Here is a 12,931-nt window from a genome sequence, read left to right as displayed (position 1 = left end):
GGGGCGCCATCCCGTCGTACGTTGATGGCGCTTGGGGAACATCACCATGCACCCCTGGCCGGGATGCATCGCCACTTCGCCGAGTGGGGCGTGCTGATCACCTACCAACAGCGCGCCTCCGCGGCCGGCCTGCAGCCGGTCGAGGGCGTCGGATCCCCTCTGCGACACGGCCGCCCACTTGCTCTGAGTTGACCGAACCCGAGCGCATGAGAGCGAGCCGCGCGACGATGCTGACATGACGATCAATGACGCCTGGTACGGCATCGAGGAGTGGCTGCGGATCCAGGCTCCCGCGACATACGCGTCACTTCCCGAGCCAGCCAGTTGCGATGATCTGGCCGTCCTCGGCGGGCAGTTGGGCATGCCTTGCCCGGACGGGCTTCGCGAGTCGCTTCTGCGGCACGATGGGTCAGGAGAGCTTGTCCTCCCCATTTTCTACCGATTCGCCACCGCTCGGCAGATCGAGTACGAACACCGACAGATGATGGCAGCCGATGAACGCCGCACACGGCAGCAGAGAGAACAGCACCTGGAACGCCCACATCAATTCCCCGACTCCTTGCCGGGTGAACATCTGGTCTGGAACCCGAAGTGGATTCCTGTCTGTTATGACGAGAGCGGCAACCTCTTGTTCCTCAGCCAGGTCGAGGATGAGACCCTTGGCAGGATCGGCATGTTCGACGTCGACTCCGGCGGATCCTTCGATGACAACCCGGTATTCCTGACGCTGACCCATCTCGTGCAAGCAGCCGACAACGCTCTGCATGCCGCCCGCTTTGATATGTGGGGCCAGCGGTACCCCCACACAGACGATGACGGCTTCCTGGAGTGGCGGGAAGCAGACGAGACCTAAAAATCCTTCCGCATACCGGTCGATGGGCGTGTTCAGTCGAACTGAATGCTGGCTCAGATGACGGGTGTGGTGTCGGCCCGAAAAAAGGGCCCCTCGGCAGTGCGGAGTTGCGAAGCACAAAAGCACCGAGGAGGCCCTCTCGTTGCAGCGCCGCTACGACCGGGTCGCCCTTGCCGCCTACGCTGCAAGCGTTCTCCGCACCCACAGGGCCCAGCCCGGCCGGTAGCGGATACCTCATTGCGAAAGGGTGAGAAATCAGACGCTCTACGTGCCGATGGGGCGCCGAAAAGGGCAGTGCCAGCCGAATCGATGCAGCGCACGGGGCCGATGGCGGGCCCCGCCGTGGCGCAAGTTGGTCGCAACGCGCATCTGGCCGGGACGCAGCTGGTAGGGATGTTTAGCCGACAGGGATGGTGCATTCATCGCTGCAGCGCAGCGACGTGCCACGGGCAGCAGGTCAGTCGCCGGGATCAAACTCCTGTGGCTGGCCTGCCGGTCGAGTGCGAAATACAGGTATCAGGAGGGCTCCAGCAGCTCTGTGCTGATCCGGCCCCAGCTCGGTCGAGGGGCGTCGACTGAACGTACGGCTGTGAGCAGGCGGCCGTCGAGGAACGTATCGAGCCGATCGCCCGCCAAAGTGGCCAGCCGCTCGTGTTGAGCGCGGCGGTTCAGCCACGCCGTTCCGGTCTGTGGGGACTCCATGCCTTGAGATGTGGTTCAAGCTCCTCCGCCGTGGGTTCATGTGTGTGGGGCATGCCCGGAAGGCCGGTCAAGGGATCTATCGACCTCGCATACACTCTTGCCCATTCCAACCAGCGTCGGGCCGAGTCCAGTGTCGAGACATCCGCCGTGCCATCCAGTTCTTGGAGCCGACGTTCCAGCGCCAAGCAGTACGCGCTGAGAGCAGCAGCTTCTTGCCACCCCCTGGCCTCTTCACGCAGCACCTGGGCAAGTTGCTCGCGAACAGCTTGCTGCTTCGCCACATCCAAAGCCGCCTGCCAACGAACCTCGCGTTCCGCCCCGACGCGCCTTTGATCCTGTCGGCGCTGAGTATCCTCGGCAGCTCGCGTCTCGATCTCTCCAAGGATCACACCCAGAGCTTCTTCAAGTGTCCGGCTCTTCCGATCCCGCCAACGACCGGGCCTGTCGGTCAGACCGTGAGCAAGCTCCACGACGAGACGAGCGGAGCGCTCGGGATTCGTAGACTCCGGGAACTCCTGCCAGACGGAGACGGTGTAGGCGAATCCGTCGACCGTGATATCTACTCCGCCCTCACGCCTGGAGTAGGACGACCGCGCCTTCCGCACCTCATACCCCCGCCGCACTGCCTCTGCCGCCAGCCCTTGTAGCAGCAGAAGCGACCTGCGACGCAGAGCAGACGGCACTATCAGCCGGCTTTCGTCGTCTTTAAGCGCAGCCACCACAGGATGCAGGTGTCCCAGCCGTGCAGGAACTGGAATCACTCCTCCGGCCGCCTTCGGCCGCTGATTCCGCGCGTTGGGGTGCGGGCCCTCCGCAAGCAACAGCTCCAGTCCCGGCCCGCCATAAGGGACCTTCTCAATGCGTTTACCCACCGGCTCCAGACCATGGCGCTTCGCGTAACTGACGACGCGCCGCCACTCCGCGACCTCGTCGGCATCGGGATCAGCGATCCGGACGCGCCCCTCGGCAACGAGCCGCTCGATCAATTCCTGTGCCTTCACCCGCCGGGCACGCGCGACAGGTCGCTCCTCATAGGGCGACCGAGACTTGGCAAGCTCCGTCGGCTCACCGCCATCGCCAACCGCAGATTCGTCGTCGATCATCAGGAGGCAACATTCCCTCATCACAGCCGCCGGATGCCAGCTAATCGCCGCCAAGGTTCGAATGGCCTCGTCGACTTTCGGGGCATCTCGCGCTGCGGTTCGATCCCGGGCCGGCTGCCGCGGTGCACAGGCTCTAGCTCCGTACTTCGCGAGTCACTCTTTTGCACAGCCTCCGAGCTTGATCACGGCCCTCAGGTGATCGTGCTTCAGCAGGTTCTGCAGCTCGGACCGCGGCGCTGATCGTTGGCTGACCCGCTGCAATCAGTTGATCCCCCGAATGGGTGGCCTGCGAAGAACGGATCTAGCGCCGGACCTGGCCGACACCCGATCGGTCCACTAAGGGCGTGCAGATCATCAAGGTGTTGCTTCCCGTCCCAGGCTCGTTGATGTGGTATGCGCATCCCGGACGAGATCTGTTCCCAACTCACCATGAAGTTCGGGGTGTTGTTCCCGCATCTGGATGAGCGGCAACGACGGCTGCTGATGGCCGCAGAGGCCCGTGTTCTGGGACACGGTGGTGTTCGGGCCGTCGCACGGGCAGCCTCGGTGAGTGAGACCACGGTCAGCAAGGGCGTGTCCGAGTTGGAGGCCGGCGAGGAGCCTCTGGGGCGGGTGCGGCGGCCGGGCGGAGGCCGTAAGAGGGTCGCAGATCTCGATCCGGGGCTGCGGCCGGCTCTCCTGGCGCTTGTCGAGCCGGACGAGCGAGGCGATCCGATGTCGCCGCTGCGGTGGACGGTGAAGTCGACTCGCACGCTCGCGCGGGAGCTCGCCCGGACCGGACACAAAGTCAGTGCGGACACCGTCGCGGACCCGCTGCGGGAGGAAGGCTTCAGTCTGCAGGCCAACGCCAAGACCATCGAGGGAAGCCAACATCCCGACCGAGATGCCCAGTTCCGCTATCTCAACGAGCAGGCCCGTGATCACCGGGATGCCGGCCAGCCGGTGATCAGTGTGGACACCAAGAAGAAGGAGGTCGTCGGCGAGTTCAAGAACAGCGGCCGCCAGTGGCGGCCTGCGGCTGATCCGGTACCGGTGAACGTCCATGACTTCGCCGACCCCCAGCTGGGCAAGGCCGTCCCGTACGGGATCTACGATGTCGCGGCGAACACGGGCTGGATCAACGTGGGCACCGATCACGACACGGCCGCGTTCGCGGTGGAATCGATCCGCCGCTGGTGGTGCGGCCAGGGTCGGGTCGCCTACCCGCAGGCGACGCGACTGCTCATCACCGCCGACGCGGGCGGTACGAACGGCTACCGCACCCGGGCCTGGAAGCTCGAACTCGCCCGGCTCGCGGCCGAAACAGGACTGACGATCACTGTGTGCCACCTCCCTCCGGGCACATCCAAGTGGAACAAGATCGAGCACCGGCTCTTCTCGCACATCACCATAAACTGGCGCGGCCGCCCGCTGACCAGCCATGAAGTCATTGTCCAGTCAATCGCCGCGACCACCACCCGGACCGGACTGCGTGTCATGGCCGAGCTGGACACCAACGTCTACCCCACAGGAGTCCAGATCGGCCACGCGGAGATGGCGTCCCTGCCACTGACCCGACACGCCTTCCACGGCGACTGGAACTATGCCCTGCACCCCCAGCCCTGCTCAGCCATCCCAGCGCCCCGGGCTCCGCAGAAGCCGGCCCCGGAGTGGGACCACGCTCTCCTGTCTGATCCCGCCCTGACTGGCATCTCCCGGCAGCAACTGAGCGATCTCACCGCCACTTTGGCCCTCCACGGCGACGCCAAGCGCGGCCGTCCGCCCCGGCTCGCCTTCCCCGACCAGGTCCTGGCAACCGTCCTTCACCTACGGCTCGCCCTGGCCGCGGAACCTCTCGCCGTGCTGTTCGACAGCAGTCGGACCGCCATGCACCGCACCCTGCTGAAGATCAGGACGCTGCTGAAGGCGCACAGCATCGTCATCCCGCCGACGGCCACTCTGCCCTCTGCCCTCACAGCCCTCCAGGATCGGGTTCGAGGCCCTAAGCAGCGACTCCAGCAGCATGATCAAGACAACGTGTTAATGATCTGCACGCCCTTAGCCGCGCGTCAGTCGGTGAGGGGCTCTGTTCCCGTTACGTCGAGATCGATTCCGGCATGCAGGGTGCGGCCGCCCGGTGGGATCACCTCGACGAGGCGTTCCTCCTCCTCACGGGACAGATCCGCGAAGAGCCGAATGGACGTGTTCACAAGTTCCAGGAGCGGGACACTGCCACGAGGTGGTCTCACCGAGGCGACCCGTGTGGAGAAGTTGTACCTGACCGGGACGCCACTGGGCGGCAGGGCCTCAAGGTTTCTGACTAGGGTTCCCGGCCCGAGAGATTCACTGAGGTGGCGGAGCCGGTCCCGATGCAGAGCGCCTACCTCCCCTTCGTACGTCACCTTGCCGCCACCGTTGACCAGTGTGACGGCCTTGAGGCTTAGTCCTAGGAGCGGCAGACGCTCCCCTACCTCGTCGAGGGTTGGCAGTTCGTAAGCAGCCCGTGCCGCTGACGAAGTCAGGTGATCGACCTTTCGGGCGAGCCTGAGAACGAAGCTGGGAGCGTCGAAGCTGAGCGTATCCTCGCTCTTTGTCCAGCGTTGCGGGGCGGAGCCACGGCGAGCGGTGATAGGGGAGGCGGGGGCTACAGCGCAGACTCGAGCGTTCCAAGTGCTCAGCGCCCCGCGCATAAGGTGCTGGAGGTTGTCGGTGGCGACGGCTCTGGGGTGCCCCAGCAGATCGGTCAAGGTGATCTCACGAGCGAAGCGGCTCCAGAAGTCATCATCCTGGATCTCTTGGCCTTCGAGGAGATACTCGAGCGACAACTCGTCCAATGGCTGGGGATACCTGGGAACGCGTTCCATTGCGGCCATCGGTGCTCCGCTGGTACGCCACATCGTCCCCAAGAAGGCCGTCAGACGGCGCGCGATCGGAGGGGACAGCGTGTCCCTGGCGAAGGTGAGTGCATCCTCGGTCGCCTCAGGCTCGCCGAGGCGGGCCGCCTGCACTCCGGTCATCATGGCACGGCCCAATCGGGACACAGAGCGCTCGTCAAGGAGACCCTGACCGCCTTCGATGACGGTATTCGCGATCAGGCGCCTCAGCGCGACATCGGGCAGCTCGCCGGAGGTCAGCTCCGCGAAAGCCGCCAGATCCAACACCAGGGTGTTGTGCTCGATAGCGAGCGAGTCCAGGGCTCGGGCGTCAGAGGCCGAGCGCAGAGCCCCGAGTGCCAGAACAATGGGCCGGTCCTGGGGCGCCAAAAGCCGGACGTCGAATCCGAGCTCATCCGCGTCCGCCGTGCTACGCAAGTAGACGTATCGGTCGCTGAGGTCGTCGTGCGGCCACCGGACGACCAGGTCCGGCATGTGGGTGTGGTTGTAGAACCCGGTGCGCCTGGTCCGGATCTGCGGATTCATCTGCCGGAACTGCTGTTCGAGGAGTCGTTTGATCTCGGCGAACGAGCTGTACGGGTCGTCCGCCTCAAGTGCCTCTGCGATCGACGATGCGACGGCGTTCACCACTCCCCCTTCAGCGTCAGCTGATGCGCCAGAATGGCCCGCCATTCAGTGAGCGGCAGCAGGCCCTCCTGCTTCTCCGACAGGACGATGCGCCACATGCGCTCGGACACGCTCTGTACCGCGGTCGCGTCGATCTTGTCCCTGGCCTCGTCCTCGGAGACGTCACCGAAGATGCGTTGCCGATGCTGCACGACAGCGGACTCGATCCTCGCTGGCTCGTGCAGGCACGACCAATTCTGCACGTTGAACGGGGCCCAGGTGATCCACATGTAGTGATCGCCGAAGAGATATTTGCCCTGGTGCGCGACGTAGCACTTGGCGAGGAATTCGATGAAGTGAGTGCCCTGGTCCGCCGGGCTCTGATAGTTCTTGACCTCCGCGCAGAACTGGTCCCCATGGTACGCAGCGCCCCGCATTGACCCGCCCAGGTCAAAGGAGAAGGTCTGGCCGCCCTCCGGCCAGGCGAGCGTCAGTTTCCTCGCCCAGGCGTCCGAGTCCGTGTTCGCGAAGGCCCCCGAGATCCGCATCGTGCCCTCAAGATAGAGCTTGGCTCTCTTCGCTCCTGAAATCCCCTTGAAGTGGGCGTCCTCTCCTACCACGGAGAGAGTCTAAGCCCCGTAGAAGGTCCGGCGGGCAGTTCATGGGTACCTCAAGACCGGCCAGTCGCCCGGAAACCAGCGCAAGCTCAGCTCGCTCGTGAACGCCTTCACCCCCCGTCCGGCGCGGACGGGGGGGTGAAGGCTGTTTAAGGAGCAACGGTGAGCGGGGCTTCCATCCGCTCCCATGCTCCAAGGACGGCCTTGTGCGCGTCAGGCTGGAGGTGGGCGTAGCGCTGGGTGGTCTGGAAGCTCTCGTGGCCGAGGAGGTGCTGGACCTCGTAGAGCGAGACTCCCCTCTGGACCAGCCACGAGCGCAGGTGTGGCGCATGGGGTGCGGCGGGTAGTGCGGGACGAGCTGCAGATCGCCGTCGTCGCCGAAGTGGTAGGCGGCCTCGACCGCGGGCCACCAGATCTGCCGGCGCCAGTTGCTATCGGCAAGGAGGCGCCCGCAGCGGCCCTTGGTGATGGTCGTGAAGACCACTGCGTCGCGGTCGAGCCGGTGGACTTGACGTTCGAGGGCCTACAGGACGTGGGGCGCGAGCGGGACCTCCCGGCGGCTCTTGGAACTCTTGGGGTACTCCTTGATGCCGCTCTTGGTATTGACCTCCACCACGAACAGGCGCGAGCGGCGCGTGTCGATGCGGTGGCGGTGCAGGCCGGAGAGCTCGCCCCAGCGCAGTCCGGTGTAGAAGCCGAGCAGGCACATCGTCCGCCAGGTGGGGGCGAGTCCGTCGAGGATGCTCTGCGCCTGGTCGGGCGTGAACCACTGCGGCGGTTTGACCGCGATGGGTGGCAGATCGATGCTGCGGCACGGGCTCACCGCGATCACATCGTCGTCGACCGCCGCGCGCATGATGGACGACGTCAGGTTGTAGGCCCGCTTGATCGCGGCGGGGCCTGCGCCCTTCTCGACCAGGGAGCGGATCCAGCTCTGGACGTCCATGCGGGTGATGGCCCGCATCTCCCAGTCCGCCCAGTAGGGCATGACGTGGTTCTTGATGCTGGACGCATCACCCCGGAGGGTGTGGGGTTCGACGATGCGGGCGTTCCACCACCGGTCGTGCCACTCCCGGAACGCGATCTCGCCGGCCCGCGGGTCGCGCATGCCTCCGCGGGCGAACTGGGTCTCCAGCTCGATACCCCAGGCCCGCGCCTGGGCTTTGAGGGGAAAGACTCGCTGAACCGGTCTCCGGCCCGGTTACGAACGGTCGCCTGCCACTTGCCGGACTTCAATTTGCGCAGGTACGCGGTACTACTCCTTTGTTCGGAAGTGGTGAGGGCCGGGCTGGGGGCGAGTGACTACCGACGGGGGCGCGGGGAACCAACCAGCCTCCTGGCGATGAACTCCTCTAGCCCGGCAGCAGGGACACGGACGCGGGACCGTTCCGTCCCGGTGCGCAGGTCGACGACGGGGAGGTCTCCGGCGGCGATGAAGCGGTAGACGGTGCGGCGGTCGACGTCCAGGGCGGCGGCGACAGCAGGGATAGACAACAAATGGGCAGGCATGCGCGAGTCCTCGGAAAACAGAGAGGTAAGGTCAAGCAGGCGAACTGATTCAGCCGGACTGTCGGCGGTCCACGGCGCAGGTCAACCAGCCCTGTCAGGGCAGTGGGACCAGACCGCTGAGGGGCCGAGCCATGTGACACGACCGCGTGAAACGTGGACCGCCGGCATTCGGGGTGCATGCGGCGGTGCTCTCGCGCTCAGATCGTGAGTCGGAGCGCGGGACGGGAAACTACCGCCCGGGCGTGTCCGGAATGCGCAGGATCTCTTCCAGGTGGTCCCAGTCGATCTCCATGTCTTCCAGCCGGAAGCGGTGCGGGTACCGCAGCGCAATCCAGCTCGCACTCACGCCAGCCCACTCGGCGACGCCCCATGCAGGAACGCCCGCCTCGAGCCATCGGTCCAGACAGGAGTCGCGCAGGCTGGAGACCTGCTCCCCCAAGCCCGCCTGCACCTCGTTCGGGTCCAACACCGCTTGGCGAGCTTGACTCCAGGCCCTCTTGTACTCGGAGGACGCCAACGGGCCACCCAGCTCGGCCGGAAACAGCAGATCTTCAGCTTCCAAATTTGCCTCGCCGATCCAGCACCTCAGCACACCCACGATGTCTGGGGAGACAGGAACCCTCCGGCGTTCGCCGGCACGGACCAGCACCTCCCCGAACTCCCCGTCCGGGAGCGCCACATCCTGCACCCGAACTGAGGCTGCTTCACCCGGCGAAAGCGCGGTGCCCGCCATAGAAGCGAGGAAAGGGTAAACGGCCCCCTAAGACTCCTTCTGGATCCACTCTAGAAGGGCGCGAACCTGGTCTGCAGAGAGCAAGGACGATTGACCTATTGCCAGCTTCGACAAGCTACAAGACTCCTCACACGAGACATCGGGACGCGTCGGCATCCCCTGGTCATTCAATGGTCTGGAGAAGCGCCGGTTTGGCCAACCGGCGATCGTCGGCTATGTTGCGCCCGCGACCCACCTCGGCGGTCCCGACTGAGGCGCAGAGAGCAGGTTCTGCCTTCTCAAGACCGCTCTAGGTTTGCTTCCTTCACCGAGTTAATCCAGTCCGTATGGGACTCAATATGTCTGCTGTCCGCGAATCTGCCCGAACCTACCCATACCTGCCTCTCGGCGGCCAGGAAACGCGAGGATAGAGCAGGCGCCTTCTAAGCGCCTGCTCTATCTCCACTAAGCGGGACCTCGCCCTGTCTCAGCAGTCAACGCCTGGCCGTCGAGGGAATATCGGCATGCCAAGCTCCGAGCTGAGGTCCAGCGGGTCTCCAACAGCTCCCTTGCCTTGGCTGCGCGCCAGAGGACGGAGAACCCTCACCCCGGCTGGAGCGCGACTCTCACCGGACGGCTGTGCATCCATGGGAAGGTTTTCGATCTCGACTACGGCTACCGCTAGTTGGTCGCAACACACATCGCGGCGGGACGTATCCCACTTGCTCTACAGAAAGGCAGCTGTCAATACCAGGGCAGCCCTAACACCACGGGAAACGCGCTGTATCGGGGCCTTGCCGCCGACAGTGGTACGTCAACAGCGGATAGCACGCCCCGGAGGTGGAAGGCCGAGCCAAGCTGACGCCAGCAAGCAACTTGGTAGACGGCATGACGACTCTGGTCCGCAGCTCAAACACACGCTGAACTGCGGACCATGGCTTACGCCGCAGCCATATACGCGGCGGATAGCTCTACTGCTCGAACCCGGGCTACGGCGTCCCGCCGGCCCGCTGTCAGGTTGGACGCCCCCGCCGCAGATTCGAGTCGCTGTTCGCCGACAGCGGCTACGACCACGACGTCTATCGCGACCAGGTCCGCGCCCGAGACATCGTTCCCGCCATCGCCCGCCGCGGAACCCTGCACGGCACCGGCCTGGGCATCTACCGGTGGATGGTCGAGCGCATCCGGGCCACCACGCCGCCCAAGTGGCCGTGGTGTTACGCCCTTCCAATCACTCCCCCGGCATCCTCACTCTCCTAGAGCTCGTCGTTCTCCATCTCCACATCGTCGGCCTTGACCACCGGATCACTGCTGGCGTCGGACAGCTCCAGGCCGAGCCACCCTTTGAGTCGTGTGTAGGCCAGACTTAGAAGAACCTCAGCACGCTGATCCATGAACGTCGGATTGAGCTCGTCCTCACGCCGGCCCAGTGCTCGCAGGTGCGGGAGGTAGCGCGACAGGGACGCTAGATCTTCAGTCGACTGCGCGAAAGTCAAGCCAGAACTGGTAAGAATCGACCTGGCGTCGTCGGCCGTCGGGGCACCGAGCGCCGCATACAGGACCTTCTTCTCGGTCCAAGGCCGCGAGCTGAGGGACGTGTTGGCAGCTCCTGGCGCCAGGACCAGATTGCCCAGCTTGTGCACGGTCTCCTTCTCGCTGTAGAACTCCTCATCCCACCCACCCGTGGCCTGCTGTGGTGCGATGTGTTCGATCGTGAGGTGTGTCTCGTCCTCCCAACCGTCCGAGGTGAAGCAGGAGGCGACCCCTGTCTTGCCTTGGATGATCAGTCCTGGATTCTCCGGATCTTCGATTGTGTCGTGATATGCAGCCAGAAGAAGGAAACGAGCCAGCGGGCGGCTAATTTTGTACAGTGGCAGTGCGGAAGCAGCTGCCACGAACGACGCCAAGTTTGGGACGCCGCCCTTATGGCCCGACAAACGCGCCGCAAGTTCCTTCTTCAGCGCCTCAGCGTCGACGATCGGATCAAGCTTCGATTCTCCGGGCACCGCCCACTGCCGAGCGAGCGGCCCAATGCACGTGAGGGAGTCCCCGGCCATGACAGCCCTGTACTCGCTGTCGATGTTGCCCGTGCTGCGACGAGTTGCTCGCCAGAAGACCGTGAAGGCAGTGATTGCCTTGATCGCCGTCTCGAACTCGGCGATGCGCTTGGTCCTCGCCTCCCCTTCGTCCGCGTGGACAGCCTCGGAGTAGAAGCGCACGAGCGGCGCGATGACAATGGTGTGATTGAGCGAATTGAGGAAAGTCAGACACAACTTCACGGTGTCCGTCATAGCGGTCGCTTCTAGCCCAGGTAGCATGCGAGGAGAGTCGGCCACGGGCTCCCATGCATTCCCGACAAAGGCCGCCGTGTCACGCAGGTGGCGCAAGTACGCGCTCCGATCACCTGCCGAGTCCTTGTAGCGCTCAAAGGTATCGCGCATGTAGACCCGCTGATCCGGAAGGCGCTTGGAGAGCTTCTTCCCAGTCTCTCCCAACGCGAAAGTGACCAGCAGGTCCCGAGTCGCGTTCTGAAGTTTGTCTCCGACACCGAAATGGTCGAGATAGCCCTGAACCGCTTTCATATGCGCGTATGCGCCCGATTCCTGGTAGCCCTCAAGTTTCTCTGCCATAACCACCCGAGGAAGGAAGGTCTCGAAGGCGGTCAGAGGCTCGCCCGTGGTGTTCAACGACTCGAAGATCGTGAAGGCATAGTCCTCGTCCTTGCCTTGCACGACCGTCAGAGCGATGCGGTTCAAACCATAGGCAGCGAACATGACGAGTCGCATCAGCTCAGCCTCGGGCTCTTCCTGCAACTGCCCCAGCCAAGTACAGAGCTCGGGGTCGAGTTCATGGTTGAAGAGCGCGCGCTGGAACTCGATGCCAGTAGCAAGGGTAGCTAGCGGCGGCAAATCCTCCAGCTCCTCGATAGACTTCCGCTCCGACAGCTTGGTCAACGCCGTACGAATCTCGTTGAACCTCTTGATGAGATCGCCTTCGCCTTCGCCCGCTTTCTCTCGCGCCTTCGGCCTGAAGTCCGTCGGCTTAGCATCTGCCGACTCGCCTTCGGCTTGCACCGAGTACGTGTAAATAAGGTTGGCGATCGGCGACTCATACTTCTTATGCTTCTCGTCCCTGGCCCACTGATCCAGGAAGGCTCGAATGAGGCGCGGATAGATCGGCGTAGTTCCGAAGTTCTTTCGCTCGTAGAACGCCGCTCCCAGCATCTGCAGGATGTTGATGGTTTCTGAATAGAGTTGAATCCGAGCAGTATCGGCCGGATCCGGCTCCTTACCCTTGAAGACCTTCCACGCACGCTGACGAATTAGGTTGTGCAGGCCGACAAGCAGGATAAGAAGGCTCGACAAACGCTGCTGCCCATCGATCACGGTAAGAACCTTGGATGGGACCTCCGGCTTGACGATTGGGTTCACTGTGACGTGGTTGACGTCATGGATAGTGATGACGGTCCCCAAGAAGGTGAAACTGTCCGGCGCCTCACCCAGATTCTTGAGACCATGCAGCGTGTCGTCGAGCAATTTCTCGACCTTGTCTTTGCCCCAGCCGTACGGACGCTGGTAGGGAGGTAGGTAGAGGCCCAAGCCGTTATCAGACAGCAGCTCGCGGAGACTCTTGCTCTGCGCCTCGAATATTTCCTTGGCCTGCGTAGGCATACATGACCCCTTTCCGTTCAACAGGTTGATTCAGATCAGATGCGGCATCACCTTGGAAGGACCTGCAACCTGAATTTCGGCTCCAATTTGATGTCGCGAAGCGCAATGACAGTACCGAGGAAATAGACCGAGCCCTCAAACTCGGCATGCTATTCAAGGCCGTGCGCGACGCCACCGATGGGGCGTCTGATATCGCGCAGCTCCAGCCGCATGCGCACTGATACAAGGGAATCCAGAGCGCCTGACCGGGCTCGCTGAGGAACTGAGAAGCTGACATCCGCGCCG

General features: G+C 63.8%; 9 protein-coding genes and 2 pseudogenes. 3 read left to right on the top strand and 8 right to left on the bottom strand.

Annotated features, from left to right (window positions below; all coding sequences use genetic code 11):
- The first annotated feature begins 235 nt into the window (after positions 1 to 235).
- Complete coding sequence (locus ACZ5U5_RS29510; RefSeq protein WP_469027499.1) at positions 236 to 853, top strand: SMI1/KNR4 family protein; 618 nt, start codon at positions 236 to 238, stop codon at positions 851 to 853.
- Positions 854 to 1,521: 668 nt separating this feature from the next.
- Here the strand turns inward: ACZ5U5_RS29510 and ACZ5U5_RS29505 are convergent.
- On the bottom strand, positions 1,522 to 2,658 hold the full coding sequence (locus ACZ5U5_RS29505) for a hypothetical protein (protein ID WP_469027497.1): 1,137 nt from the start codon (positions 2,656 to 2,658) through the stop codon (positions 1,522 to 1,524).
- Between the two features lie 393 nt (positions 2,659 to 3,051).
- Here ACZ5U5_RS29505 and ACZ5U5_RS29500 point away from each other — a divergent pair.
- Positions 3,052 to 4,681: pseudogene (locus tag ACZ5U5_RS29500) on the top strand (ISAzo13 family transposase).
- Between the two features lie 25 nt (positions 4,682 to 4,706).
- Here the strand turns inward: ACZ5U5_RS29500 and ACZ5U5_RS29495 are convergent.
- The 6 genes from ACZ5U5_RS29495 to ACZ5U5_RS29470 form a co-directional block, all read right to left on the bottom strand.
- Positions 4,707 to 6,158 (bottom strand): hypothetical protein, encoded by a 1,452-nt coding sequence (locus ACZ5U5_RS29495; protein ID WP_469027494.1) that lies wholly within the window; start codon positions 6,156 to 6,158, stop codon positions 4,707 to 4,709.
- Positions 6,155 to 6,757: a hypothetical protein gene (locus ACZ5U5_RS29490; protein WP_469027492.1), complete on the bottom strand. Its 603-nt coding sequence runs from the start codon at positions 6,755 to 6,757 to the stop codon at positions 6,155 to 6,157. Before ACZ5U5_RS29490 ends, ACZ5U5_RS29495 begins: the two co-directional genes overlap by 4 nt.
- A gap of 146 nt (positions 6,758 to 6,903) precedes the next feature.
- Complete coding sequence (locus ACZ5U5_RS29485) at positions 6,904 to 7,164, bottom strand: tyrosine-type recombinase/integrase (RefSeq protein ID WP_469027489.1); 261 nt, start codon at positions 7,162 to 7,164, stop codon at positions 6,904 to 6,906.
- A gap of 113 nt (positions 7,165 to 7,277) precedes the next feature.
- Positions 7,278 to 7,862 (bottom strand): tyrosine-type recombinase/integrase, encoded by a 585-nt coding sequence (locus ACZ5U5_RS29480; RefSeq protein ID WP_469027486.1) that lies wholly within the window; start codon positions 7,860 to 7,862, stop codon positions 7,278 to 7,280.
- 194 nt (positions 7,863 to 8,056) lie between these two features.
- A complete protein-coding gene (locus tag ACZ5U5_RS29475; RefSeq protein WP_043434922.1) occupies positions 8,057 to 8,263 on the bottom strand; it encodes a helix-turn-helix domain-containing protein in 207 nt (68 codons plus the stop codon).
- Positions 8,264 to 8,492: 229 nt separating this feature from the next.
- Complete coding sequence (locus ACZ5U5_RS29470; RefSeq protein WP_469027482.1) at positions 8,493 to 8,996, bottom strand: tyrosine-type recombinase/integrase; 504 nt, start codon at positions 8,994 to 8,996, stop codon at positions 8,493 to 8,495.
- Between the two features lie 975 nt (positions 8,997 to 9,971).
- Here ACZ5U5_RS29470 and ACZ5U5_RS29465 point away from each other — a divergent pair.
- Positions 9,972 to 10,157, top strand: a pseudogene (locus ACZ5U5_RS29465) (IS5/IS1182 family transposase); the annotation flags it as partial.
- Positions 10,158 to 10,231: 74 nt separating this feature from the next.
- Here ACZ5U5_RS29465 and ACZ5U5_RS29460 read toward each other — a convergent pair.
- Positions 10,232 to 12,646, bottom strand: a complete 2,415-nt coding sequence (locus ACZ5U5_RS29460; RefSeq protein WP_469027479.1) for a DUF262 domain-containing protein — start codon at positions 12,644 to 12,646, stop codon at positions 10,232 to 10,234.
- Positions 12,647 to 12,931: the final 285 nt, after the last annotated feature.

It is taken from the genome of Streptomyces sp. NPDC033177 (genome assembly GCF_055577715.1).
The sequence above is the reverse complement of the archived record's forward strand: the minus strand, read 5'-3'. Positions and strand labels throughout refer to the sequence as shown.

Coding starts and splice junctions, on each gene's coding strand:
- ACZ5U5_RS29505 (WP_469027497.1), bottom strand. CDS start 2,658: ATGATCGACGACGAATCTGCGGTTGGCGATGGCGGTGAGCCGACGGAG.
- ACZ5U5_RS29480 (WP_469027486.1), bottom strand. CDS start 7,862: ATGCGCGACCCGCGGGCCGGCGAGATCGCGTTCCGGGAGTGGCACGAC.
- ACZ5U5_RS29475 (WP_043434922.1), bottom strand. CDS start 8,263: ATGCCTGCCCATTTGTTGTCTATCCCTGCTGTCGCCGCCGCCCTGGAC.
- ACZ5U5_RS29510 (WP_469027499.1), top strand. CDS start 236: ATGACGATCAATGACGCCTGGTACGGCATCGAGGAGTGGCTGCGGATC.
- ACZ5U5_RS29460 (WP_469027479.1), bottom strand. CDS start 12,646: ATGCCTACGCAGGCCAAGGAAATATTCGAGGCGCAGAGCAAGAGTCTC.
- ACZ5U5_RS29470 (WP_469027482.1), bottom strand. CDS start 8,996: ATGGCGGGCACCGCGCTTTCGCCGGGTGAAGCAGCCTCAGTTCGGGTG.